At 71.9% G+C, this 24,559-nt stretch carries 19 protein-coding genes; 8 read left to right on the top strand and 11 right to left on the bottom strand.

Going from position 1 to position 24,559, the window contains the following annotated elements:
• Positions 1-137 precede the first annotated feature (137 nt).
• The 4 genes from glgB to LZG04_RS38260 form a co-directional block, all read right to left on the bottom strand.
• Entirely contained in the window at positions 138-2,480 is a 2,343-nt protein-coding gene (gene glgB / locus LZG04_RS38275) for a 1,4-alpha-glucan branching protein GlgB (protein ID WP_233826616.1), read from the bottom strand.
• Positions 2,477-3,817 carry a phosphotransferase gene (locus LZG04_RS38270; protein WP_308199662.1) on the bottom strand — a complete coding sequence of 447 codons (1,341 nt, stop codon included), beginning with the start codon at positions 3,815-3,817 and terminating at the stop codon, positions 2,477-2,479. Before LZG04_RS38270 ends, glgB begins: the two co-directional genes overlap by 4 nt.
• Before the next feature lie 5 nt (positions 3,818-3,822).
• Entirely contained in the window at positions 3,823-5,634 is a 1,812-nt protein-coding gene (gene treS, locus LZG04_RS38265; protein WP_233826612.1) for a maltose alpha-D-glucosyltransferase, read from the bottom strand.
• Positions 5,635-5,759: 125 nt separating this feature from the next.
• Complete coding sequence (locus tag LZG04_RS38260; protein ID WP_233826610.1) at positions 5,760-7,736, bottom strand: alpha-1,4-glucan--maltose-1-phosphate maltosyltransferase; 1,977 nt, start codon at positions 7,734-7,736, stop codon at positions 5,760-5,762.
• A 470-nt stretch (positions 7,737-8,206) separates the two neighbouring features.
• Here LZG04_RS38260 and glgP point away from each other — a divergent pair, with 470 nt between their 5' ends.
• Complete coding sequence (glgP, locus tag LZG04_RS38255) at positions 8,207-10,777, top strand: alpha-glucan family phosphorylase (protein ID WP_233826608.1); 2,571 nt, start codon at positions 8,207-8,209, stop codon at positions 10,775-10,777.
• 143 nt (positions 10,778-10,920) lie between these two features.
• Positions 10,921-11,439 carry a hypothetical protein gene (locus LZG04_RS38250; RefSeq protein WP_233826606.1) on the top strand — a complete coding sequence of 173 codons (519 nt, stop codon included), beginning with the start codon at positions 10,921-10,923 and terminating at the stop codon, positions 11,437-11,439.
• Positions 11,440-11,451: 12 nt separating this feature from the next.
• Here the strand turns inward: LZG04_RS38250 and LZG04_RS38245 are convergent, their stop codons facing one another.
• From LZG04_RS38245 to glgX, 4 genes are all read right to left on the bottom strand, one after another.
• Positions 11,452-12,576, bottom strand: coding sequence for a hypothetical protein (locus LZG04_RS38245; RefSeq protein WP_233826604.1), 1,125 nt, complete (start codon positions 12,574-12,576; stop codon positions 11,452-11,454).
• A 153-nt stretch (positions 12,577-12,729) separates the two neighbouring features.
• Positions 12,730-13,116 carry a rhodanese-like domain-containing protein gene (locus tag LZG04_RS38240; protein ID WP_233826602.1) on the bottom strand — a complete coding sequence of 129 codons (387 nt, stop codon included), beginning with the start codon at positions 13,114-13,116 and terminating at the stop codon, positions 12,730-12,732.
• Positions 13,113-13,691, bottom strand: a complete 579-nt coding sequence (locus LZG04_RS38235) for a cysteine dioxygenase family protein (RefSeq protein WP_233826600.1) — start codon at positions 13,689-13,691, stop codon at positions 13,113-13,115. The genes LZG04_RS38240 and LZG04_RS38235 overlap by 4 nt, the downstream gene beginning before the upstream one ends.
• Before the next feature lie 261 nt (positions 13,692-13,952).
• On the bottom strand, positions 13,953-16,061 hold the full coding sequence (glgX, locus tag LZG04_RS38230; protein ID WP_233826598.1) for a glycogen debranching protein GlgX: 2,109 nt from the start codon (positions 16,059-16,061) through the stop codon (positions 13,953-13,955).
• Between the two features lie 176 nt (positions 16,062-16,237).
• Between glgX and LZG04_RS38225 the strand changes: the two genes are divergently transcribed.
• From LZG04_RS38225 to LZG04_RS38210, 4 genes are read left to right on the top strand one after another with little or no spacing between them, the layout of a single operon-like run.
• On the top strand, positions 16,238-17,014 hold the full coding sequence (locus LZG04_RS38225; RefSeq protein WP_233826688.1) for an ABC transporter ATP-binding protein: 777 nt from the start codon (positions 16,238-16,240) through the stop codon (positions 17,012-17,014).
• 37 nt (positions 17,015-17,051) lie between these two features.
• Positions 17,052-17,831, top strand: a complete 780-nt coding sequence (locus tag LZG04_RS38220) for an enoyl-CoA hydratase/isomerase family protein (RefSeq protein ID WP_233826596.1) — start codon at positions 17,052-17,054, stop codon at positions 17,829-17,831.
• Positions 17,821-18,774: a class I SAM-dependent methyltransferase gene (locus LZG04_RS38215; protein WP_233826594.1), complete on the top strand. Its 954-nt coding sequence runs from the start codon at positions 17,821-17,823 to the stop codon at positions 18,772-18,774. The genes LZG04_RS38220 and LZG04_RS38215 overlap by 11 nt, the downstream gene beginning before the upstream one ends.
• The gene (locus tag LZG04_RS38210) at positions 18,774-19,925 is read left to right on the top strand and encodes a class I SAM-dependent methyltransferase (RefSeq protein ID WP_233826592.1); all 1,152 of its coding nucleotides are present in this window, start codon (positions 18,774-18,776) and stop codon (positions 19,923-19,925) included. Before LZG04_RS38215 ends, LZG04_RS38210 begins: the two co-directional genes overlap by 1 nt.
• Here LZG04_RS38210 and LZG04_RS38205 read toward each other — a convergent pair.
• On the bottom strand, positions 19,899-20,846 hold the full coding sequence (locus LZG04_RS38205) for a nucleoside hydrolase (protein ID WP_233826590.1): 948 nt from the start codon (positions 20,844-20,846) through the stop codon (positions 19,899-19,901). The two genes, LZG04_RS38210 and LZG04_RS38205, sit on opposite strands and share 27 nt — an antisense overlap.
• Positions 20,847-20,912: 66 nt before the next feature.
• Between LZG04_RS38205 and LZG04_RS38200 the strand changes: the two genes are divergently transcribed.
• Positions 20,913-21,659 carry a DapH/DapD/GlmU-related protein gene (locus LZG04_RS38200; RefSeq protein WP_233826588.1) on the top strand — a complete coding sequence of 249 codons (747 nt, stop codon included), beginning with the start codon at positions 20,913-20,915 and terminating at the stop codon, positions 21,657-21,659.
• Here LZG04_RS38200 and LZG04_RS38195 read toward each other — a convergent pair.
• Entirely contained in the window at positions 21,656-22,063 is a 408-nt protein-coding gene (locus LZG04_RS38195; RefSeq protein ID WP_233826586.1) for a helix-turn-helix domain-containing protein, read from the bottom strand. The two genes, LZG04_RS38200 and LZG04_RS38195, sit on opposite strands and share 4 nt — an antisense overlap.
• 67 nt (positions 22,064-22,130) lie before the next feature.
• On the opposite strand from LZG04_RS38195, the gene LZG04_RS38190 reads away from it, so the two are divergent.
• Positions 22,131-23,069 (top strand): NADP-dependent oxidoreductase, encoded by a 939-nt coding sequence (locus tag LZG04_RS38190; RefSeq protein ID WP_233826584.1) that lies wholly within the window; start codon positions 22,131-22,133, stop codon positions 23,067-23,069.
• Between the two features lie 239 nt (positions 23,070-23,308).
• Here LZG04_RS38190 and LZG04_RS38185 read toward each other — a convergent pair whose 3' ends face one another.
• Positions 23,309-24,559, bottom strand: a complete 1,251-nt coding sequence (locus tag LZG04_RS38185; RefSeq protein ID WP_233826582.1) for a glycosyltransferase family 4 protein — start codon at positions 24,557-24,559, stop codon at positions 23,309-23,311.

The raw sequence follows: 24,559 nt of genomic DNA, 5'->3' as shown, positions 1-24,559 counted from the left end.
TGGCAGGCACGGCCCGCCGCGGACGGCGTTCACCGCCGCGTGGTTCGGTCGGGCCCGGAATTGTCGTACCCCTCTGGGAAGATGAAAGCAGGGGTCCCCTGGGCGAGGACCCCTGCGCAGCACGCCCGGTGCGTCGGTCAGGTGTTGTCGAGCGCGGTCCGGTTCGGGGGCGGGGCGTCCACCGAGTCCGCCGGGTCGACCGAGTCCGCCAGGTCGACCGAGTCCGCCGGGTCCTCCGCGTCCACGAAGGCTTCAGCGGCCGAGTCGGGGATGGCGGGGCTCGTGGCCGTGATCGCGGTGGCCACGGCGGTGGCCGGGGTCGGTTGCTTCTCCGGGGCCAGCCAGAGGACGCCCGCCGGGGGCAGTTGCAGCACGGCCGAGGCCGGGCGGCCGTGCCACGGGTGCTCCTCCGCCTCCACGACGCCGAGGTTGCCCACGCCGGAGCCGCCGTAGACCTCCGAGTCCGTGTTCACCACCTCGCGCCACCGGCCCGCCACCGGCAACCCCACCCGGTAGTCGTGGTGCGGCATCCCGGCGAAGTTGGCCACGCACGCCAGCACCGAGCCGTCCTCGCCGATCCGCAGGAAGCTCAGCACGTTGCCCGCCGAGTCGTTCGCGTCGATCCACGAGAACCCCTCGGGCCGGTTGTCCGCGCTGTAGAGCGCGGGCGAGGCCGTGTACACCCGGTTCAGGTCCGCGATCAGCCGGTGCAGGCCGCTGTGCAGCGGCGACTCCAGCAGGTGCCAGTCCAGCGACCGGCTCTCCGACCACTCCTCCCGCTGCCCGAACTCACCGCCCATGAACAGCAGCTGCTTGCCGGGGTGCGCCCACATGAACGCCAGCAGCGACCGCAGGCCCGCCGCCTTGTTCCAGTCGTCGCCGGGCATCCGCTGCCACAACGACCCCTTGCCGTGCACGACCTCGTCGTGCGACAGCGGCAGCACGAAGTTCTCGCTCCACGCGTACACCAGCGAGAACGTGATCTCGTTGTGGTGGAACGACCGGTGGATGGGCTCGCGCGACAGGTAGTGCAGCGAGTCGTGCATCCACCCCATGTTCCACTTGAACCCGAACCCGAGGCCGCCCAGGTGCGTCGGCCGCGTCACGCCCGGCCACGCCGTCGACTCCTCGGCCACCATCACCACACCGGGGTGGCGCTTGTAGACGGTCGCGTTCAGCTCCTGCAGGAACCGCACCGCGTCCAGGTTCTCCCGGCCGCCGTACTGGTTGGGCAGCCACTGCCCCTCTTGCCGCGAGTAGTCCAGGTACAACATCGAGGCCACCGCGTCGACCCGCAGGCCGTCGATGTGGAACTCCTCGATCCAGTACAGGGCGTTGGCGACGAGGAAGTTGCGCACCTCGTTGCGCCCGAAGTCGAACACCAGCGTGCCCCAGTCCGGGTGCTCGCCCCGGCGCGGGTCCTCGTGCTCGTACAGGGCGCTGCCGTCGAACCTGGCCAGCGCCCACGAGTCCTTCGGGAAGTGCGCCGGCACCCAGTCCATGATCACGCCGACGCCGCGCTGGTGCAGCACGTCCACGAAGTGCCGGAAGTCGTCCGGCGAGCCGAACCTCGACGTCGGCGCGTAGTACGACGTCACCTGGTAGCCCCACGACCCGCCGAACGGGTGCTCGGCCACCGGCATCAGCTCCACGTGCGTGAACCCGGCGCTCACCACGTAGTCGGCCAGCTCCGTGGCCAGCTCCCGGTACCCCAGGCCCGGCTTCCACGAGCCCAGGTGCACCTCGTACACGCTCATGGGCGCGTTGATCCACTGCGTGGCGTCCCGCTTGGCCTGCCACTCCGCGTCACCCCACTCGTACGTGGACCGGGTGACCACCGAGGCGGTGTGCGGGGGCGTTTCCGTGGCGAACGCCATCGGGTCGGCCTTCTCGTGCCAGCCGCCGTCGCGGCCGAGGATCCGGAACTTGTACCGGGTGCCCTCGGGGACGCCGGGGATGAAGATCTCCCACACGCCGGACGAGCCCAGCGACCTCATCGGGTTCGCGCGCCCGTCCCAGCCGTCGAAGTCGCCGCACACCCGCACACCGCGCGCGGTCGGGGCCCACACGGCGAACGAGACGCCCGAGACGACGCCGTCGGGCGTGTCGTAGGTGCGCACCCGCGCGCCCAGCACGTCCCACAGCCGCTCGTGCCTGCCCTCGCCGATCAGGTGCAGGTCCAGCTCGCCGACGGTCGGCAGCCACCGGTACGGGTCGTCGACCTCGACGACGTCGTCGCCGTACTCGACCTCCAACCGGTAGTTGCCGCCCGGGTGCTCGGGCAGGTCGCCCGCGAACAGCCCGTCGGCGACCCGGTCCAGCTCGAAGCGCTTGTCGTTCGCGATCACCGCCACCGCGGTCGCACCCGGCCGCAGCGCCCGCGCGACCACGCCCTCGGTGACGTGGTGCACGCCGAGCACCGAGTGCGGGTCGTGGTGCGCCCCGGCCAGCAGCCGGTCGACGTCCTCGGGCGAGATCATGACTGCACCGCTCCCTCTCCAGTGATCCGCGCGATCGACGACAACGGGACCGTCAACCACTCCGGCCTGTTCGCGTGCTCGTAGGCGACCTCGTACACGGCCTTGTCCAGCTCGAACGCCCGCAGCAGGTAGCCGCGCTTGCGCGGGTCGCCCACCGAGTCCGACGCCGCCTCGGCGTAGCCCTCGGTGAACGCCGCCCGGTTGCGCCGCGCCCACTCCAGCGCCCGCACGGTCAGCTGGTGGTCCTCCGGCTGGCCGACCAGCAACTGGTGCGCCGCGTAGTCGAACGATCGCAGCATCCCGGCCACGTCGCGCAACGGCGAGCGCAGCGCGGTCCGCTCGGCGATCGGCGAGCCGGGCTCGCCCTCGAAGTCGATCAGCAGCCACCCCTGCACGGTCCGCAGCACCTGGCCCAGGTGCAGGTCGCCGTGGATGTGCTGCACGGCCACCGCGTCCGGCGTCTCCCTGGCCTGCTCGAACGCCTCCCGCAGCGCGGGCACGTACGGCCGCAGCTCCGGCACCGCGGCCACCACCGAGTCCAGCCGCGCGATCATCGCCCGCACGGTCCGCTCGATGTCCTCCGCGTCCGCGTGCTGCACGCCGAGGGCGCGCTCCAGGTCCGCGTGCACGCTGGCCACGGCCTGGCCCAGCCGCTGCGCCTCGCCGGCGAAGTCACCGCCCACCTCGTCGGCGTGCAGGTCGGCCTCGGCCATCAGGTCGCGCACGCTCGTCGTGGCCATCGCCCAGCCGTCCACCGCGTCCGGCATGAACTGCTGCAACATGCCGACGGTCGTGGTCTGGCCGTCCAGCCTGCCGGTGATCGACCCGAGCGGCTGGGCGATGTGCTCGCAGCCGACCTGCCGCAACGCCCGGTGCAGCACCAGGTCGGGGTTGTCGCCGTAGGTCAGCTTGCGGAACAGCTTGAGGATGTAGTGGCTGCCGAACACGATCGAGGTGTTCGACTGCTCGGAGGTGATCGGCCGGCCGCGCAGCCCGGTCTGCAGCTCCGCGCCCGGCTCGCGCGCGAACCTCAGGCCGTCGACCTGCGCGCCCTCGGCGATCAGGTCGAGCAGCGCGCCGGTCAGCTCCGGCACGTGCGTGGCGTCGTAGTTGTCCACGTGGTCGGTGATCAGCAGCTGGTAGGGCTCCCGCCGGTCCGGCTGCTCGACCTCCACCACCAGGTGCACCAGCACCGGCTGCTCGGCCCGCAGCACCGTCGTGCGCAGCGGGCGGATGGAGATGACCGGGCGGTCCTTGCCGCCGAACCACCGCTGCGCGGGCAGCCACTCGGGCAGCTCGGCCATCACCTTGTCGACCAGGTCGTGCGGTTCGGTCACGTCCATCACCTCGGCTCGCTGTCGTCGCCGGCTTCCACGAGCTGGAACCAGTAGAAGCCGTGACCGGGCAGGGTCAGCAGGTAGGGCAGTTCGCCCACGGTGGGGAAGACCACGCCGCCGGTCAGCTCCACCGGCCTGCTGCCGCGGTGCTCCGACAGGTCGAGCTCGACCGGCTGCGGGAACCGCGACAGGTTGTTCACGCACAGCACGACGTCCTCGTGGCCGTCGGGCCGCAGCCACCGCCGCCGGTAGGCCAGCACGCTGGGGTTCGACCCACCGAGGTCGGTGAAGTCGCCCTCGGCGAACGCGTGGTGCTGCTTGCGGACCTCGATCATCCGCCGGGTCCAGTGCAGCAGCGACGACTGGTTGTTCAGCTGCGCCTCGACGTTGAGGCCCTGGTAGCCGTACACCGGGTCCATGATCACCGGCAGGTAGATCCGGCCGGGGTCGCAGCTGGAGAACCCGGCGTTGCGGTCCGGGGTCCACTGCATGGGCGTGCGCACCGCGTCACGGTCGCCCAGCCAGATGTTGTCGCCCATGCCGATCTCGTCGCCGTAGTACAGGACGGGCGAGCCGGGCAGCGACAGCAGCATCGCGGTGAACAGCTCCTGCTGGTTGCGGTCGTTCTCCAGCAACGGGGCCAGCCGCCGTCTGATGCCGATGTTGGCCTTCATCCGCGGGTCCTTGGCGTACTCCGCGTACATGTAGTCGCGTTCTTCGTCGGTGACCATCTCCAGCGTCAACTCGTCGTGGTTGCGCAGGAAGATGCCCCACTGCGCGCCCGACGGGATCTCCGGCGTCTGCGCCAGGATCTCCGAGATCGGGAACCGCGACTCGCGCCGCACCGCCATGAAGATGCGCGGCATCAGCGGGAAGTGGAACGCCATGTGGCACTCGTCGCCGCCGACATCGGGGTCGCCGAAGTACTCGACCACGTCCGACGGCCACTGGTTGGCCTCGGCGAGCAGCACCCGGCCCGGGTACTCGTCGTCCACGACCTTGCGGCAGCGCTTGAGGAAGTCGTGCGTGCGCGGCAGGTTCTCGCAGTTGGTGCCCTCCTGCTCGAACAGGTACGGCACGGCGTCGAGCCGGAACCCGTCGATGCCCAGGTCGAGCCAGAACCGCAGCGTGTCCAGCATGGCCTCCTGGACGTGCGGGTTCTCGTAGTTCAGGTCCGGCTGGTGGGAGAAGAACCGGTGCCAGTAGAACTGGCCGCGCACCGGGTCGTAGGTCCAGTTCGACGACTCGGTGTCGACGAATATGATCCGCGCGTCGGCGTACTTGGAGTCGTCGTCGCTCCACACGTAGTAGTCGCCGTACGGGCCGTCCGGGTCGGTGCGCGACTGCTGGAACCACGGGTGGGCGTCGCTGGTGTGGTTGAGCACCAGGTCGGTGATCACCCGGATGCCCCGGCGGTGCGCCTCGTCCAGCAGGTAGACGAAGTCCTCGACCGAGCCGAACTCGGGCAGCACCGCGCGGAAGTCGGAGATGTCGTACCCGCCGTCGCGCAGCGGCGAGGCGTAGAACGGCGGCAGCCACAGGCAGTCGACGCCGAGCCACTCCAGGTAGTCCAACCGGGACGCGAGGCCCCGCAGGTCACCGGTGCCGTCGCCGTTGGAGTCGCTGAACGCGCGGACGAGCACCTCGTAGAACACCGCGCCCTTGAACCAGTTCGGGTCGCGCGGCACGAGCTTGGCCGACCGGAAGTCCTCGGCCTGCGGCTCCACCAGCAGGCCGTCGGCGCCGATGGCCTCGCCGGTGTGCGGCACGTTCTCCAGGCCTACCAGCGCGGCGTCGGGTCGGGCCTCTTCTTGCATGTGTGCTCCACCTCGTCCCACCTCATTGGGGGTGCGTTCGATCGTCCCTCGTGTCCTTCGGCGGGCACGGGGACTCAGGTTTCGGGGACCGGGCTGGTTTTTTCGCTAGCTGTTCGAGCCGCGCCTCAGGAGAACCTGCGCTGCACGCCCACGATGTGCGCCGGGGCGCGCCAGGGTTCCAGGCGGACGTAGTTGGCCTGGCCCCAGTCCCAGGTCTCCCCGGACACCTCGTCGTGCGCGATCAGCCGCTCGTGCCAGTCGACGCCGAGCGCGGGCAGGTCCAGCCAGACGGTGCCGTCCTGCGCGTTGTGCGGATCCAGGTTGACCACGACGACGACCGTGTCGCCGCTGCCCGGGTCCTGCTTGGAGTAGGCGATCAGCGCCGGGTTGTCGACGTGGTGGAACCGCAGTGTTCGCATCTGCTGCAACGCCGGGTGAGCCCGGCGGATCGCGTTCAGCTTGCGCAACCACGGTTCCAGCGACCGTCCCTCGGCCACCGCCGCCGCGTAGTCGCGGGGGCGGAGCTGGTACTTCTCCGAGTTCAGGTACTCCTCGCTGCCCGGTCGGACGGCCTCGTGCTCGAACAGCTCGTAGCCCGAGTACACACCCCAGGTCGGCGCCATCGTCGCCGCCAGCGCCGCGCGCAGCGCGAACATGCCCGGGCCGCCGTGTTGCAGCGACTCGTGCAGGATGTCCGGGGTGTTGACGAACAGGTTGGGCCGCGCTTCGTCCCAGTGCTCGACCAGTTCGGCGCCGAACTCGGTCAGCTCCTCCTTGGTCGTGCGCCAGGTGAAGTAGGTGTAGCTCTGCGTGAAGCCGAGCTTGGCCAGGCCGTACAGGCGGGCCGGGCGGGTGAACGCCTCGGACAGGAACAGCACGTCCGGGTGCCGGTCCTTGACCGCCCAGATCAGCCACGCCCAGAAGTCCGGCGGCTTGGTGTGCGGGTTGTCGACCCGGAAGATGCGCACCCCGTGGTCCACCCAGTGCAGCACGACCCGCAGCACCTCGTTGTAGATGCCCTGCGGGTCGTTGTCGAAGTTGACCGGGTAGATGTCCTGGTACTTCTTGGGCGGGTTCTCCGCGTAGGCGATCGAGCCGTCCGGGCGGGTGGTGAACCACTCCGGGTTCTTCAGCACCCACGGGTGGTCGGGGGCGCACTGCAGCGCCAGGTCCAGCGCCACCTCGATGTTCAGCTCGCGGGCGCGGGCCACGAACGCGTCGAAGTCCTCGATGGTGCCCAGCTGCGGGTGGATCGCGTCGTGCCCGCCCTCGTCCGCGCCGATGGCCCAGGTCGAGCCCGGGTCGTCCTCGGTGGCGTGCAGCGAGTTGTTCGGGCCCTTGCGGTTGACCCGGCCGATCGGGTGGATCGGGGGCAGGTAGGCGACGTCGAAGCCCATGGCCGCGATGCGGTCCAGCTCCTTGGCGGCGGTGACGAACGTGCCGTGCACCGGGACGCCCGACTCGTCCACGCCGCCCGTGCTGCGGGGGAAGAACTCGTACCAGGACCCGAACGCCGCCCGCTTGCGGTCGACCCACACCTTCTGCGGCTTGCCCTTGGTGACCAGCTCGCGGACCGGGTGGTCGTGCATGACCTGGCGCACGTCGGCCGCCAGGGCGGGCGCGACCCGCTCGGCCAGGGGGCGGTGCTCGTCGCGCAACGCGATGGCCGCGTTGAGCAGCAGCGGCTTCTCCTTGCGCCGGTCCGGCCGCCTGCTGACGCGGTCGAGCAGCCGCGCGCCGGTCTCCAAATCGTTCTCCAGCTCGTGCGCGCTCTGCCCGGCGGCGATCTTGACCTCGACGGCGTGCAACCAGGTCGACCACGGGTCGCTCCAGGCGTCCACGCGGAACGTCCAGGCGCCTTCGGCGTCCGGCACGATCGTGGCGGCCCAGCGGTCCAGGCCGACGCCCTGGGGCACCATCCGCGTCTGTCTGGCGACCCGGTCGTTCGGCCCCCGCCACGCCACCGTGGCGGCCACGGCGTCGTGGCCCTCGCGCCACACCGTGGCCTCGACCGGGACGTGCTCGCCGACCACGGCTTTCGCCGGGTAGCGACCGCCGCTCACGGTCGGGGAGACCTCGTCGATTCCGAGTCGTCCGCTCATCGGCAGCGCCTCTCTCACCTGGTATGACGCTTGCGCGTGCAAGTCTGCCCGCAGCGATCGGACGAGCCGTCACCGGGACCCGTACCTGCTGTTCCTACCCCTTCTGGTTGGATTGCACACTTGGCGATGTCGTTCTTCTCGTCATGGAAGATCACAATCCCGTGTCGGGGCCGCTGCCACGCCGCCCTCGATCGGGCGAAACCTGATCACACGATCGGGACGACGATCACCTCGACGCCACCGGGTCACGGGGCCGCGCGCACGGCCGGCCGCCGGCGGGACCGGACGCCGCCCGAGCCGCCATTCGGAGCAATGGCGAACCGACCGCCGCCGCCGCGTTTCCACGCTTGCGCAAAGTGGGCGAAATAACTTGCAGCGCGCCGTTTGCGCTGGTGGGACTGTATCGGTCCCTGCATCGGTTCGGGTGACCGTTGTCCTGTGCCGCTGGTTGGGGGATAAGGTCCGACGCCATGCGAGCACTTCGCCGGTTCACCGTCCGAGCCAGTCTGCCCGAGCCGTTGACGGCACTGGGCACCCTCGCCACGAACCTGCGCTGGACGTGGCACCAGCCCACCCAGGACCTGTTCGCGTCGGTCGACCCCGAGTCGTGGGCCGAGAGCGGCGACCCGTTGCGCCTGCTGTCCGTGGTCGCCCCCGAACGCCTCGAAGAGCTCTCCCGCGACGAGCAGTTCCTCGCCCACGCCCGCGCCCTGGCCGACGACCTGCACCGCTACACCACCGGACCGCGCTGGTTCCAGCGCCGCCAGGACGAGATCGCGCAGCGCCGCGAGCACGGCCACCACGACGCGCACCCCCTGCCGCGCGCGATCGCCTACTTCTCGATGGAGTTCGGCGTCACCGAAGCCCTCCCGAACTACTCCGGCGGCCTGGGCGTGCTGGCGGGCGACCACCTCAAGGCCGCGTCCGACCTGGGCGTGCCGCTGATCGCGGTCGGCCTGCTGTACCGGTCGGGCTACTTCCGCCAGGCCCTGTCGCTGGACGGCTGGCAGATCGAGCACTACCCGGTGCTCGACCCGCGCGGGCTGCCGTTGGAGCTGCTCACCGAGCCGTCCGGCGCGCCGATCCTGGTGCACGTGGCCATGCCCGGCGACCGGGTGCTGCGCGCCAAGGTGTGGAAGGCCCAGGTGGGCCGCATCCCGCTGCTGCTGCTGGACTCCGACGTGGAGGAGAACGACGACGACCTGCGCGGCGTCACCGACCGCCTCTACGGCGGCGACCAGGACCACCGCATCCGGCAGGAGATCCTGGCCGGCGTCGGCGGCGTCCGCGCCGTGCGCACCTACTGCGAGCTGACCGGCCACCCCGCGCCCGAGGTGTTCCACACCAACGAGGGCCACGCGGGCTTCCTCGGCCTGGAGCGCATCCGCGAGCTCGTCACCGGCGAGGGCCTGGACTTCGACCAGGCGCTGGCGGCGGTCCGCGCGGGCACCGTGTTCACCACGCACACGCCGGTGCCGGCGGGCATCGACCGGTTCCCGGTCGACCTCGTGCAGCACTACTTCGGCGCGGAGACCCTGCTGCCGGGCGTGAACACCCAGCGCATCCTCGCGCTGGGCGCCGAGGAGAACCCCGGCCTGTTCAACATGGCGCACATGGGCCTGCGGCTCGCGCAGCGCGCCAACGGCGTCTCCAAGCTGCACGGCACCGTCAGCCGCGACATGTTCCGCGGCCTGTGGCCGGGCTTCGACGCCTCGGAGGTGCCGATCGGCTCGGTCACCAACGGCGTGCACGGCCCCACGTGGGCGGCCACCGAGATGAGCCGCCTGGTCGGCGACACCGAGGACAGCGGCGTGGGCCCGCACGGCTTCGAGCCGGTCACCGACCAGCGGCTGTGGGAGCTGCGCAACGACCTGCGCGCCAAGCTCGTGCACGAGGTGCGCCGCCGCACGCGCGCCTCCTGGCTGCAACGCGGCGCGTCGGCGTTGGAGCTGGGCTGGACCGACTCGGTGTTCGACCCGGACGTGCTGACCGTCGGCTTCGCCCGCCGCGTGCCGACCTACAAGCGGCTGACGCTGATGCTGCGCGACGCGGACCGGTTGCGGGCGCTGCTGCTGCACCCCGAACGGCCGGTGCAGCTCGTGGTGGCGGGCAAGTCGCACCCGGCCGACGACGGCGGCAAGGCGTTGATCCAGCAGATCGTGCGGTTCGCCGACGACGCGGGCGTGCGGCACCGGATCGTGTTCCTGCCCGACTACGACATGTCCATGGCCCGGTACCTGTACTGGGGCTGCGACGTGTGGCTGAACAACCCGATGCGGCCGCTGGAGGCGTGCGGCACGTCCGGCATGAAGTCCGCGCTCAACGGCGGGCTGAACCTGTCGATCCGCGACGGCTGGTGGGACGAGCTGTACGACGGCAGCAACGGCTGGGCCATCCCGACCGCCGACGGCGTCACCGACCCGACCCGGCGCGACGACCTGGAGGCCGCCGCGCTGTACGACCTGCTCGGCAGCCAGGTCGCGCCGCTGTTCTACGACCGCGGTGAGGACGGCGTGCCGACCCGGTGGCTGGCCATGGTGCGGCACACGCTGGCGTCGCTCGGCCCCGCCGTGCAGGCGTCGCGGATGGTGCGCGAGTACGTGGAGCGGCTGTACGCGCCCGCCGCGTCGTCGGCCGCCTCGGTGGTCGGCGAGGGCTTCCGGGGCGCGAAGGAACTGGCCGCGTACCGGCAGCGGCTGAGGTCGTCGTGGACGCGGGTGCGGGTGCTGGACTCGGAGCTGTCGACGGACGGTTCGGCCACGCCGAAGCTCGGCGCGTCGGTGGGCGTGCGGGCGCGGATCGAGCTGGCCGGGCTGGAGCCGTCCGAAGTGGACGTGCAGGTGGCGCTGGGCCGGGTCGGAGACTCCGACGAGCTGTACGACGTGGTGACGCACCCGATGCGTTACGCGGGCAACGGCAACTACGAGGTCGAGGTGCCGTTGCCGCACGCGGGCGCGGTCGGGTACACCGTGCGCGTGCTGCCGCGGCACGACCTGCTGGCCTCACCCGCGGAACTCGGCCGGGTCGTGCTGGCGGGCTGACACCGCTCGATCAGATGACCGTCGGCGTGACCGGCGGTCATCTGATTCCCGGATTTTCACGCTTTCGCACACGGTTTCTTCGGTCGGGTGAACTGGCGTTGTTCGCCGTGAGAGAGCGGCGTTTCCGCGCTTACGCTTTCGGCGTGAGGACATTCGTGACGTTCGGCTCGGTGCTCGCCGTGGTGCTCGCCGTGGCCGTGATCCCGGCCGCGTCGGCGCAGCGGCAGGCGGAACCCCCGGCCGCGTGCGCGGGGCTGGTGGACCAGCTCGCGACGACGCTGAAGGCGGCCGTCGAGCCGTTGGCCGCGAAGCCGCCCACACCCGACAAGGCCGTCGTGCCGCTGGGTGATTCGCTGCGGGTGCTGGTGGGGCTGACGGCGGCGAAGTGCCTGCCCACGCCCCCGATGAGCGCGCCCGCGGAGGTCCGGTCGCCGGACGTCGAGCCGCGGGGGCCCGAGCTGTGCCTGTCCCGGTCCATGGCGACGTTCGCCGGGCTGTTCAGCGTGCTGAGCAAGATCGTGCCCGGTGCGGTCGCGCCCGACGCGGGGAAGCTGCGCGGCGAAGTGCAGAACTGGTTGAAGACGGTGAACGACACCGTGTCGACGTGCGGCCTGCCCGCGCCGCCCGGCGGAATGCCGACTCTGCCGAACCCGCCGGCGTAATTCCGGCGCGGGTCAGGAAATGGTGAGCCGGGCCGTGGTTTCCGCGACCCGGGGCATCCAGCCCGCGAGTTCCCGCGCCTCGACCAGGGTCGCGCGGGCCGCCGCGTTGTCACCGGCGGCCATCTGCGCGCGGGCGATCGTGGCCAGGGCGTCGGCGCGGGCCAGCCCGCTCTCGCTGGTCGCCTTCGCCTGCCTGGCCAGGGCGAGCGCGGTGGCGTGGTCGTCCTCGATCAGGGCCAGTTGCGCCAGCGTGCCCGTGCAGCGGTAGCGCGGGTAGCCGAACTGGATCGCGCCGTCCGTCGCCCGCCTGGCCGCGGGCACGCCGACGTCGGCGGGCAGTTGGCCGCCCTCGACCGCGTTGGCGGTGGAGCTGGCCATCGCGGCCAGCACGAACGCCATGTCCCGCGGTTCCAGGTCCGTGCGGCCCATCAGGCCGCTGACCGCGTGCAGCGCTTCGGCGTACTTGGCGCGCAGGGTCAGCACGGAGGTCCGCGCGCCGACCGCGACCAGCAGCGTGGGGTGGCGTTCGACCAGCTCGTCGGCGATCGCCTCGGCCCGGTCGAGGTCGCCCACGGCGAGCGCGTCGGACACCTCGTTGACCAGCGGGGTCGCCTCGTACTCGGCCGCCGTGCGGCCGGACAGGCGGGGCAGGGTGAACAGGAACCAGCCCGGCGAGGTCGTGCCCGCGCCGCGTCGCGGCCACAGGCCGTTGAGCAGCACCGCCGTGCCCGCGACGGCGACACCGCGCAGGAACGGCCGGTCGGCGTCCGACCAGAGCAGCGCGCCCGACCAGACCGCCGCCACGACCGCCGCGCACAGCGCCACCGAAGTGAAGCCGGTGAGCGCGAGCCGACGGCGCACCGGGGCCTTGATCGACGTGAGGCCGAGCGAGATCAGCAGCGGGACCGTCCGCCACACCACCCGCAGGTGCGGCTTGGTCCACGTGCGCACCTCGCCGCCGACGCCGATCTCGACCAGCGACACCCGCACCCGGAACACCAGCGCGCCGACCAGCAACCCGAGTTGCAGCACGGCGTGCACGGCCCACGTGCCGAACACCGCACCGCCGAACGTCGCGACACCCGGCCGCCAGACCACGAGGACGACCAGGGCCAGCCCGGTCAGCACTTTCCACACGGACCTGGAGACGCTACCGCCGGCCGCCCGGTTCCCAACGTCGAACTCACCGGTCCTGAACGTAGGACTCTCGCGGCCTGAACGTAGGACTCTCGCGCGAGTCCTACGTTCGGAACGCGTGTGTCCTACGTTCAGGTACCCCGAGTTCGACGTTCAGGTCACGGCCTGGGTGGCACCGGGCCGCACGGGCAGGCCGGCGGCGGCGTAGCCGCGGAAGCCGCCGACCAGGTCCGTCGCCCGCGGCAGGCCCACCCGTTGCAGGTCGCGGGCGGCCAGGCTGGACGCGTAACCCTCGTTGCACAGCACGACCACGGTGGTGTCGGCGGTGAACCCGGGGATGCGGTGCTCGCCGTTCGGGTCCAGCCGCCACTCCAGCACGATCCGCTCCACCGGGATCGAGCCGGGGATCTCACCCTCCGCGGCACGGTTGTGGTGCGGCCGGATGTCGACCACCAGCACGTCCGACAACCCGGCCAGCTCCTGCGGCGACACCCGGCTCAACGACCGCCGCGCTTCCTCCAGCAACTGCTCGGCACTCACGGGCCCTCCTGGTCGGCCAGAACGCGCAGCTGCTCCAACGGCAGCCGCAGGGCGGGCAACGGCGGGATCTCGTGCGGGATGTCGGCGAGGCTCGGGTACTCCCGCGTCGGCACCAACGGCGGCGAGTAGGCGTGCACGCTCGCCGCACCCACCTCGCCGCGGTTCACCACCTGGTGCGCACGCCCGGCGCCGAACCCGAGGACGCTGCCCACGGGCCGCGCCGCGCTGCGGATCGGCCCACCGGGGTAGCGGTAGTCCTCGGCCAGCTCACCCGTCAGCACGGTGAACGAGCCGGCCGCGCCGCCGTGGTCGTGCGGCTCGGTGCCCTGGCCGGGCAGCCAGCTCAGCAACCACAGCTCGACGCCCTCGGTCAGCCCGAGCCGCGCCCACCAGCGCTGGTCGGGGTCGTACCGGAGGATCTCCAGCAACGGGGTGGTCAGCTCGGCGGCCACGGTGGAGGTCAGTTCGCGCAGCTCGCGCGGCGTCCACAGCTCGCGGTCCGGGTGGATGATGTCGCGCAGGAACGGCACGTCCAGCTTCGGGTGCAGGTCGGCGCGCGCGATCGTCGCGGTCACTTCGGTCGCTCCTGATGGCTACGGGATCGGGCGGGGTAGCGATCAGACGCGACGCGGGGTCAGCCCGTGCGGCGGGACCGGCCGCGTCGCGTCCGGCTACACCCGCACGACGCCACCAGCAGGAGGTCGATCGTGCGGTCGCACCAGGTCAGCAACGGACGGGCCACGCCCGCATCGTGCCACGGATCCACGACCCGCGTGCGGGGCTCTCACCAGGCAGGATTGCGTCGGGCCCGGAGGCAGTCGGGCCCCGACACAACCTCAGTTCGGTACCCGGAGCAGCAGCAGCGAGCGGCCTTCCAGCACGACGGTCTCGCCCGCCGCCAGGCTCTCCCCGACCGCGGGCGAGCCGTCGGCGGTGGTGGAGTCGATCGTCGGCTCGTAGCGCCCGCCGTACTCCGGCCCCGGGAGGGTGACCTCGATCGGGTCCGCCCCCGCGTGCACGAGCAGCAGCCACGAGTCGTCGGACACCAGCTCGCCGTCACGCGAGCGGGACAGGCTGTTCGACCCGTCGATCCACATGCCCAGGAACCGGCGGCCCTCGTCGAACCAGTCCGTCTCGGCCATCTCCTCGCCGTCGGGCCGGAACCACACCAGGTCGGGCGCGCCGGACGCGGTGGTGCGGCCGTCGAAGAACTGCGGCTGCCGCAACGCGGGCGACGCGCGGCGCACCGCGATCACCCGGCGGGCGAACGCCAGCATCGCCTCACCCTCGTCGCCGAGCTTCCAGTCCACCCACGAGGTCTCGTCGTCCAGGCAGTAGGCGTTGTTGTTGCCGCCCTGCGTGCGCCACTGCTCGTCGCCCGCGGTGACCATCGGCGTGCCCGTGGACAGCATCAGGGTGGCGAACAGGTTGCGCGCCTGCCGGGCGCGCAGCTCCAGCACCTCCGGGTCGTCGGTCTCGCCCTCGACGCCGCAGTTCCACGACCGGTTGTCGTTGGTGCCGTCACGGTTGTCCTCGCCGTTGGCGAGGTTGTGCTTCTCGTTGTACGACACGAGGTCGCGCAGCGTGAACCCGTCGTGCGCGGTGACGAAGTTGATCGACTGCCACGGTCGCCGCAGGTCGTCGGCGTACAGGTCGGACGACCCCGACAGCCGGTAGGCCAGGTCGCGCACGCTGGTCATGCCGCGCCAGTAGTCGCGCACGGTGTCGCGGTAGCGGCCGTTCCACTCGGCCCACTGCACGCCGAAGTCGCCGACCCGGTAGCCGTCGCCGGTGGCGTCCCACGGCTCGGCGATCAGCTTGCACCGCGACAGCACCGGGTCCTGCGTGATCGCGGTCAGCATCGCCGACGCCCGGTCGAACCGGCCGCCGCCCGGCCTGCCCAGCGTGGAGGCCAGGTCGAACCGGAACCCGTCCACGCCCATCTCGGTGGCCCAGTACCGCAGCGAGTCGGTGACCAGCCGCACGAACTGCGGCGACCCGGCCTCGGTGGTGTTGCCGCAGCCGGTGATGTCGAGCGTGCCGCCGCCGTCGATGTGCAGGTAGTAGCCGGGTGCGTCGAAGCCCCGGTACGACAGCGTGGGGCCCTCCGGCCCGCCCTCGCACGTGTGGTTGAACACCACGTCGATGATCACTTCGATGTCGGCGTTGTGCAGCGCGGCCACCATCGTGCGGAACTCCTCCACCTCCCGGCCCGGCTCGCTGGCGTAGGCGGGGTGCGGCGCGAAGTAGCTCAGCGGCGAGTAGCCCCAGTAGTTGTGCCTGCCGTCGCGGATCAACGACGGCTCGTCCACGAACGCGTGCACGGGCAGCAGCTCCACCGTCGTCACGCCCAACCGGGTGAGGTGCTCCAGCACGGCCGGGTGCGCGAGCCCCAGGTACGTGCCGCGCTGGTGCTCGGGCACGGCCGGGTGCTGCCGGGTGAACCCGCGCACGTGCAGCTCGTAGATCACCGCCTCCTCGAACGGCACCTCGGGCTTCACGCCCGTGTCCGGCCCGCCGGGCGAGGTGACCACCGACAGCGGCACGCTGCCCAGGGAGTCGACCGGGGACGGCCCGCCGAGCATCGGGTCGCCCACGTAGCCCAGCGCCGCGTCGAGGTCGGACAACGTCCCCGTGATCCGCGTCGCATACGGGTCGACCAACAGCTTCGCCGGGTTGCACCGCAGCCCCCGCGACGGGTCGTACGGGCCGTGGACGCGGTAGCCGTAGCGCTGGCCGGGCGTGACGCCGGAGATCAGCCCGTGCCAGACGCCGAACGTGCGCTCGGTCAGCTCGACCCGCTCCTCCGTGCCGTCTTCGCTGATCAGGCACACTTCCACGGCGTGCGCGGGCGGCGCCGAGACCGCGAAGCGCACACCTCCGGCCTCGGGGTGCGCCCCGAGGGGGAACGGTCGGCCCGCGAGCAGGATCGAGTCGGCAGCCATGCGTCCGATCTTTCCAGCACACGCGCCCGGTGTGGGCATGAGCGCGGTGAGGTTCACCGCTCCCGTCCCTACCTCCCCCCACCGGACCCCGCGCGGGAGCGGGTGCAGAACAATGGCGGTGGCGATGCATCGACGGGGCGAGGGCAGGCGTGGAAAACGAAGATCTGGTCATCCACATGCAGGGTGTTTCGGTTCGACGTGGCAAGACCACGCTGGTCGGGGACGTCGACTGGAGCGTGGAGCTGGACGAGCGCTGGGTCGTGCTCGGTCCGAACGGGGCCGGCAAGACCACGTTGCTCAGGCTGGCGAGCGCCGAGCTGCACCCGACCAGGGGCAAGGTGCACCTGCTCGGCGAGCGGATCGGCAAGACCGACGTGTTCGAGCTGCGGCCCCGCATCGGGCTGTGCTCGGCGGCGTTGAGCGGCCGGATCCCGCCCGACGAGAAGGTGGTCGACCTGGTGGTCAGCGCCGGGTACGCGGTGCTGGGCCGGTGGCGCGAGGAGTACGACCAGCTCGACACCGCCCGCGCCCGGGAGCTGCTGGCCGCGATGGGCATCGAGCACCTGGCCGACCGCACCTACGGCACGCTGTCGGAGGGTGAGCGCAAGCGCACGTTGATCTCGCGGGCGTTGATGACCGACCCGGAGATGCTGCTGCTGGACGAGCCCGCGGCGGGCCTGGACCTGGGTGGCCGGGAGGATCTGGTGGCGCGGCTGTCCGAGCTCGCGCTGGACCCGGACGCGCCGGCGACGGTGCTGGTCACGCACCACGTGGAGGAGATCCCGCCCGGCTTCACGCACGCGCTGCTGCTGCGTGACGGCGGCATCGTGGCGCAGGGCCTGCTGGACGACGTGCTGACCGAGGAGAACCTGTCGAAGACGTTCGACCAGCCGTTGGAGCTCCAGCGGTCGGGTGACAGGTACTTCGCCCGGCGCAAAACTACCGAGGGGTAACCTGCGAGGCGCACCGACGGAGGTCGAGGAGGACCGCGTGGCTGAGTTCGTGAGGCTCGAAGTCGAGGACGGGATCGGCACCATCCGGCTGGACCGCCCGCCGATGAACGCGCTCAACCGGCAGGTCCAGGAGGAGATCCGGTCCGCCGCGCTGGAGGCGGCCGACCGGGCCGACGTCTACTCGGTGATCGTGTACGGCGGTCCGAAGGTGTTCGCGGCCGGCGCGGACATCAAGGAGATGGCCGAGCTGTCCTACGCCGAGATGGCGGCCCGCGCGGGCGCGTTCACCTCGGCGTTGCGCGCGGTGGAGGAGATCCCCAAGCCGACCGTGGCCGCCATCACCGGCTACGCCCTGGGTGGCGGGTTCGAGCTGGCGCTGTGCGCGGACCGGCGGATCGCGGGCGACAACGCCAAGGTCGGCCAGCCGGAGATCCTGCTCGGCGTCATCCCCGGCATGGGCGGCACGCAGCGCCTGCCGCGGCTGATCGGGCCGTCGCGCGCCAAGGACCTGATCTACACCGGCCGGTTCGTCGGCGCCGAGGAGGCGTTGCGGATCGGCATGGTGGACGAGGTCGTGGCCCCGGACGACGTGTTCGAGGCGGCCAAGCGGTGGGCAGGCCAGTTCGTGAACGGCCCGGTGCGCGCCTACGCCGCCGCGAAGGCCGCGATCGACGGCGGGCTGGACACCGACCTGGGCAGCGGGCTGAAGCTGGAGAGCCAGCTGTTCGCCGCGATGTTCGCCACCGAGGACCAGAAGACCGGCATGGCGTCGTTCATCGAGAACGGCCCGGGGAAGGCGAAGTTCAGTGGCCGTTGATCCCAAGCCCAACCCGCACGCCACCGCCGAGGAGATCGAGGCGGCGTACGCCGACCCCAAGCTCGCGAACGTGCTCTACCACGACTGGGAAGCCGGCACGTACGACGAGAAGTGGTCGATCTCGTACGACGAGCGCTGCATCACCTACGCCAAGGACCGGTTCCGGGCGGTCGCGGGTGAGGTCGGGCCGCACGGGCACGCGTTGGAGCTGGGCTGCGGCACCGGGTTCTTCCTGCTCAACCTGATGCAGGGCGGCGTGATCGAGCGCGGCTCGGTGACCGACCTGTCGCCGGGCATGGTCGAGGTGGCGTTGCGCAACGCCAAGCAGTTGGACCTGCCGGTGGACGGCCGGGTGGCCGACGCCGAGCGCATCCCGTACGACGACGACACGTTCGACCTGGTCGTGGGGCACGCGGTGCTGCACCACATCCCGGACGTGCCCGCCGCGATGCGCGAGGTGCTGCGGGTGCTCAAGCCGGGCGGCAAGTTCGTGTTCGCGGGCGACCCGACCAACGTCGGCAACTTCTACGCCCGCAAGCTCGGCCAACTGACGTGGTGGCTGACCACGAACGTGACCAAGCTCGCGCCGCTGAACGACTGGCGCAGGCCGCAGGAGGAGCTGGACGAGTCCTCCCGGGCCGCCGCGCTGGAGGCGGTGGTGGACCTGCACACGTTCGACCCGTCCGACCTGGAGCGCACGGCCCGGGGCGCGGGCGCGGTCGACGTGCGCGCGGTGACCGAGGAGCTGTCGGCGGCGTTGTTCGGCTGGCCGGTGCGCACGTTCGAGGCCGCCGTGCCGCGCGAGAAGCTGGGCTTCGGGTGGGCGATGTTCGCCTACCGGACCTGGCAGCGGCTGTCCTGGGTGGACGAGAACGTGCTGGCCAAGGTGCTGCCGCGCGAGGTGTTCTACAACGTCTCCGTGACGGGTCGCAAGCCGGTCTAGTGGCCTACGAGTTCAGCCTCGACGACGTGGTGTACCTGCGGTCGGACGCCGGGTGCGCCGCGTTGTCGGCGCTGGCCGACCTGCCGTTGACGCCCGCGTCACGGCTGGCCGACGTGAACCGGGCCAAGCAGGTCGCGCCGACCCGCTTCGCGGCCGTGCTGGAGACGCTGCTGTTGCGGCGCAAGGCGGCGGGCAAGGTCTCGTTCACCGACGGGCTGTTCACCTCGGACGCGGTGCAGCAGGCGACCGCGCACCCGGTCGCGGCGCACCGGGCGCGCCGGTTCACCGGGCCCGCGCACGACGTGACGTGTTCGATCGGCGCGGACCTGGCGGCGTTGCCGGAGGGCTCGGTCGGCTCGGACCTCGACCCGGTGCGGCTGGCGATGGCGCGGCACAACCTGGGTGACGCGGTGCCGTTGGTGCGGGCGGACGCGTTGCGGCCGGTGTCACGCGGCACGGCGGTGCTGGCCGACCCGGCCCGGCGGGACGCGAGCGGGCGGCGCACGTGGCGTCCGTCGGACTTCGCGCCGCCGCTGGACGAGCTGGCGTCGGCCTACGCGGCACGTGACCTGGCCGTGAAGTGCGCGCCGGGCGTGGACTTCGCGGTCGCGCCGTGGGCGGACGAGGTCGAGGTGGTGTCGCTGGACGGCCAGGTGCGCGAGGCGTGCCTGTGGACCAGGGGCCTGGCCACGCCCGGTGTGGCGCGCCGGGCGACCGTGCTGCGGTCGGGCGGTCCGGAGTGGACGATCACCTCCGCCGAGCCGGACGACTGCGGCGTCGGCGAGCCGGCCGAGTGGCTGGTCGACCCGGACGGCGCGGTCGTGCGGGCCGGGCTGGTGCGGCACTACGCGGCCCGGCACGGCCTCGTGCAGCTCGACGAGCGGATCGCCTACCTGACCGGCCCCACACCGCCGCCGGGCGTGCGGGCGTTCCGGGTGGTGGAGCACGGTCACTACAGCGAGAAGGCGCTGCGGTCCGTGCTGCGTTCGCACGACGTGGGCCGCCTGGAGATCCTCGTGCGCGGCCTGGACGTGGACCCGAACGCGCTGCGGCCGAGGCTGAAGCTCTCGGGCTCCACCGAGGCGACCGTGGCGCTGACCCGCATCGGCCGCCGCCCGGTCTACCTACTGGCGCACGCCGAGCGCACCTAGCCGGTCGAACAGGAACGCGCGCAGGCCGTCGAGGTCGGCGTCCAGGGTGATGCCCAGGGTCTTGGGCGCGTCGACCTCCAGCCGTTGGTCGACCACGAGCGCGCCCCGGTTCGGGCCGAACGCGCAGTCGACGTCCACCGGGAACGCGGTCGCGGTGAGGATGCCCGGGCGGACCGCCTCGGCCACCGCGACCGCGTCGTGCACCGCCATGCCGTCCCAGCCGAGGAACTTGCGGTAGGTCGCCAGGTAGTCCGGGGTGAGGCCGACCAGGGTCTTCGCGACCTCGGACGTCTTGGCCAGCGCGTCCAGCCACTCGGCGCTGACCGCGCAGCGACGGGTCAGGTCCATCGGCACCAGCGTGGTCGGCACGTCCTCCTCGACCAGCACGCGGCGGGCGGCTTCGGGGTCGCTCCAGACGTTGAACTCGGCCGTGGCGGTGACGTTGCCGCCGGTCACGCCGCCGCCCATGACGACGAGCCGGCCGATCTTCGGCTTGAGGTGCGGGTGGGCGGCGAGCAGCAGCGCGATGTTGGTGAGCGGGCCGATGGGCACGATCGTGACGGGCCGGTCGGCCTGTTCCAGCAGCTCGCGCAGCAGGGTGACGGCGTCACGCCCGTCCACGTCCCGGGTCGGTTCGGGCAGCGTGTGGGCGAACCCGGACAACCCGTCCGAGCCATGCGCGCTGGACAGGTGGGGGTGGGGGTGGACCAGGGGCCGGGCCGCGCCGACGCCGACCGGCACGTCGTCGCGGCCGAGCAGGGTGAGCAGGCGCAGGGCGTTGCGCGTCGTGTTCTCCAGCGAGACGTTGCCGAAGACCGTGGTCACCCCGATCAACTCCACCTCGGGGCTGGCGGCGGCGAGGGCGAGGGCGAACGCGTCGTCCACGCCGGGGTCGGTGTCGATGATCAGTGGGGTCGTCACGTGCACACTGTGACACCACCCGCCGTCCGCCGAGCAGCACCGGTGGGCCCGGTTAGAGTGCCGGGCGTGACGAGCATGTGGGGTGCCCCGGTCTGGACGAGGTGGCGTCGGTCGCGCCGCGACCCGGCACAGGTCAGGTTCCTCACCCTCGCCTCGCTGCGCTGGGTCCTGCGGCACCGCGCGTACACGCCCTGGTACCTGGTGCGGTACTGGCGGCTGCTGAAGTTCCGGCTCGCGAACCCGCACGTGGTGCTGCGGGGGATGGTGTTCCTGGGCAAGAACGTGGAGCTGCACTGCCGCCCCGGTTACGGCCGGCTGGAGATCGGCCGCTGGGTCCACATCGGGGACGGCAACGCGATCCGCTGCCACGAGGGCTCGTTGCGCATCGGCGACAAGGCCGTGTTCGGCAAGGACAACACGGTGAACTGCTACCTGGACGTGGAGATCGGCGCGGCCACGCTGATCGCGGACTGGGTGTACGTCTGCGACTTCGACCACGTCACGGCGGACGTCACGCTGCCGATCAAGGACCAGGGCATCGTGAAGTCGCCGGTGCGGATCGGCCCGGACTGCTGGCTGGGCACGAAGGTCACCGTGACCCGCGGCACGCGGATCGGGCGCGGGTGCGTGATCGGCGCGCACGCCGTGGTGCGCGGCGACGTGCCGGACTTCAAGATCGCCGTCGGCCTGCCCGCGCGGGTGGTCAAGGACCGCCGCGCGGACTACGAGGCCGACGCCGAGCGCCGCGCCGCGGTCGCCGACATGGCCCGCAAGGCGCAGGAAGCCCTGGAGCAGTCCCGCAACGGCTCCTAGACCGGGTGCAGCTCCTCGCCCGCCTTGCGGTCGTACTCCTCCTGCGCGGCGCGGATGTCCTCGATGTGGTTCTCCGACCACGCCCTGATCGCGTCCATCAGGCCGGCCACGTCCTCGCCCAGCGGCGTGAGGCGGTACTCGACGCGCGGCGGCACGCTCGGGTAGACGGCGCGGTGCACGAGACCGGCCCGTTCCAGGTCGCGCAACGTCTGGGTGAGCATCTTCTGGGTGATGCCGTCGAGGCGGCGGCGCAGCTCGCCGAAGCGCATGGTGCCCGGCCGCAGCGCGCCGACGACCAGGCACACCCACTTGTTGGCGAGCAGGTCGAGCACCGCCCGTGAGGCGCAGCTGCGGAGGTAGGCGTCCGCGCCGCCGTGGGCGCGCAGGTCAGTGACGGTATACACGAGGTACCTATATACCGTTGAGGTGCCTTCTTCACAACAGGTACCACTGTGGATGATCCTTTCGACCATGACGAACGAGATGCGAGCGGTTGTGGTCGAAGCCTTCGGCGAGCCGGAGGTCATGCGGGTCCGCCAGGTCGCCCGGCCCGAGCCGGCGCACGACGAGATCGTGGTCGAGGTGCGCGCGGCGGGCGTGAACGCGTTCGACTGGCTGGTGCGGCGGCACGGCTTCTGGTTCACCACCCCGTGGGTGCCCGGCTGGGACGTGTCCGGTGTGGTGGCGTCCGTGCCGCCGGGGGAGAACCGGTTCGAGGTCGGTGACGAGGTGTTCGGGATGCCCCACCTGCCCCGCCAGGCGGGCGCGTACGCCGAGTACGTCGCCGCGCCCGCGCGCCACTTCGCCCGCAAGCCCGCCAACGTCGACCACGTGCACGCCGCCGCCCTGCCGCTGGCCTCGCTCACCGCGTGGCAGGTGCTCACCGAGGCCGCCGACGTCAAGCCGGGCGACCGGGTGCTGGTGCACGCCGCCGCGGGCGGTGTCGGGCACCTCGCGGTGCAGGTGGCGAAGTCGCTGGGCGCGTGGGTGATCGGCACCGCGAGCGCGGGCAAGCACGACCTGCTGCGCGAGCTGGGCGCCGACGAGCTGGTCGACTACCGGACGCGGGACTTCGGCGAGCTGGCCGCCGTCGACGTGGTGGTCGACCTGGTCGGCGGCGACTACGAGGAGCGGTCGATGCGGGTGCTCGAGCCGGGCGGGGTGTACGTGGGCCTGACCGACCCGAGCAGGCTGCCCGAGCTGCGGGCCAAGGCCGAGCCGCTGGGCGTGCGCGCCACCACCGTGTCCGTGGTGCCGGACCACGCCGCGCTGGAGCACCTGGCCCGGCTGGTGGAGCGCGGCGAGCTGCGGGCGGTCGTGGCCGAGACGTTCCCGCTGGAGGACGTCGTCAAGGCGCACGAGGTGGGCGAGGCCAACCGGACCGCCGGCAAGCTGGTGCTCACCCTCTGAGGCCGGCCACCACCAGGTCGACCGCGGCGACCGGGAACTCGCATCCGCAGCTCGCGGACGAGGTCGGCGATCACCTGCTCGAGTGGATCGATGACAACAGCAGGATCTATTTCCTCGCCGAGTTCGCTCTGGGCAGGGTGCAGCCGCGGCACTTCGCGGGAGTGGTGGAGAAGTTCCGGGCGGGCACCGCGCCGGAGGATGACATCCTCGTCGGCGCTCGCCGCGCTCCAGCGCGTGGCCTAGAGGAACGCGTTGCCGGTCGGGATCTTCGGACGGCCCAGCGGCAGGTGGTCGCGGGCGGTGGTGGAGCGGTAGACGGCGGCCGTGTCCTCGGCGATCTTGGCCCAGTCGAAGTCGGTGGCGAGGCGGGATTTCGCGGCACGGGCCCGGCGTTGGGCGGCGGGGTGGTCGTCCAGGACGGAACGGACCGCGCCGGCCAGGGCGTCGACGTCGCCGGGGGCGAAGGACAGGCCCGTGACGCCGTCCACGACCACCTCGCCCAAGCCGCCCGCGGTGGACGCGACCAACGGCGTGCCGGCCGCCGCCGCCTCCAGCGCCACGATGCCGAACGGCTCGTAACGGCTCGGCAGCACGACCGCGTCGGCCGCCGCCAGCACCGCCGCCAGCGCGCGGTCCGACAGGTGGCCCACGAAGTCGACCGCCCGGCGCACCTTGTGCTTGCGCGCCTGGTCCACCAGCCAGTCCCGGTGCGTTCCCGTGCCGGCCACGACGAGCCGCGTGCCGGGGTGGGCACGTCGGATCCGGGGCAGGGCGGCGATCAGGTCCTGCACGCCCTTCTCCCACTCCAACCGCCCGAAGAACAGCAGCAACGGCGCACCGGACGGGCTGTGCGCGGCACGCGCGGCGGCCACGTCGGACGAGCGGACCCGCCACCGGCGCGGCTCGATGCCGTTGTGCAGCACCGTCACCGACGACGGGTCGACCTCGAACAGGTGCGCCACCTCGCGCCGCATCGCCGACGAGCACGTGATCAGCGCGTCGGCCCGGTTCGCCAGCCACCACTCGACCGAGTGCACCTGCTGGTTCAACGTCTGCGACAGCCACCCGCTGTGCCGCCCGGCCTCGGTCGCGTGCACGGTCGCCACCAGCGGCGCCCCGCACTCCTGCGCGAGCGCGATCGCGGGGTGCGTCACCAGCCAGTCGTGCGCGTGCACGACGTCGGGCCGCCAGTCCCGCAGCAACGCCGACCCGGCCCGCGCCATCGCGTGACCCATGGCCAGCGTCCACGCCACCAGGTCACGCTCGAACACCAGGTGCGGCGGGTCCTCGGCCACGCGGATCAGCCGCACACCCTCGGTCATGGTGTCCGTGGTGGGGTGCGTGACCGCGTCCGTCCCGGCCGGCTGCCGGCACAGCACGACCACGTCGTGGCCCTGGGCCGCCAGGTGACCGGCGAGCGCGTGCACGTGCCGGCCCAACCCGCCGACGACGACCGGCGGGTACTCCCAGGACAACATCAGCACGCGCAT

It is taken from the genome of Saccharothrix sp. S26 (assembly GCF_021390395.1).
GTDB lineage: Bacteria > Actinomycetota > Actinomycetes > Mycobacteriales > Pseudonocardiaceae > Actinosynnema.
This window is presented reverse-complemented; position numbering and strand designations above follow the sequence as displayed.

What these genes read in the sequence shown, in the direction of transcription:
- glgB (WP_233826616.1), bottom strand. Translation starts at nt 2,480, where the DNA reads ATGATCTCGCCCGAGGACGTCGACCGGCTGCTGGCCGGGGCGCACCAC.
- LZG04_RS38225 (WP_233826688.1), top strand. Translation starts at nt 16,238, where the DNA reads ATGCAGGGTGTTTCGGTTCGACGTGGCAAGACCACGCTGGTCGGGGAC.
- LZG04_RS38260 (WP_233826610.1), bottom strand. Translation starts at nt 7,736, where the DNA reads ATGAGCGGACGACTCGGAATCGACGAGGTCTCCCCGACCGTGAGCGGC.
- glgP (WP_233826608.1), top strand. Translation starts at nt 8,207, where the DNA reads ATGCGAGCACTTCGCCGGTTCACCGTCCGAGCCAGTCTGCCCGAGCCG.
- LZG04_RS38190 (WP_233826584.1), top strand. Translation starts at nt 22,131, where the DNA reads ATGACGAACGAGATGCGAGCGGTTGTGGTCGAAGCCTTCGGCGAGCCG.
- treS (WP_233826612.1), bottom strand. Translation starts at nt 5,634, where the DNA reads ATGCAAGAAGAGGCCCGACCCGACGCCGCGCTGGTAGGCCTGGAGAAC.
- glgX (WP_233826598.1), bottom strand. Translation starts at nt 16,061, where the DNA reads ATGGCTGCCGACTCGATCCTGCTCGCGGGCCGACCGTTCCCCCTCGGG.
- LZG04_RS38185 (WP_233826582.1), bottom strand. Translation starts at nt 24,559, where the DNA reads ATGCGCGTGCTGATGTTGTCCTGGGAGTACCCGCCGGTCGTCGTCGGC.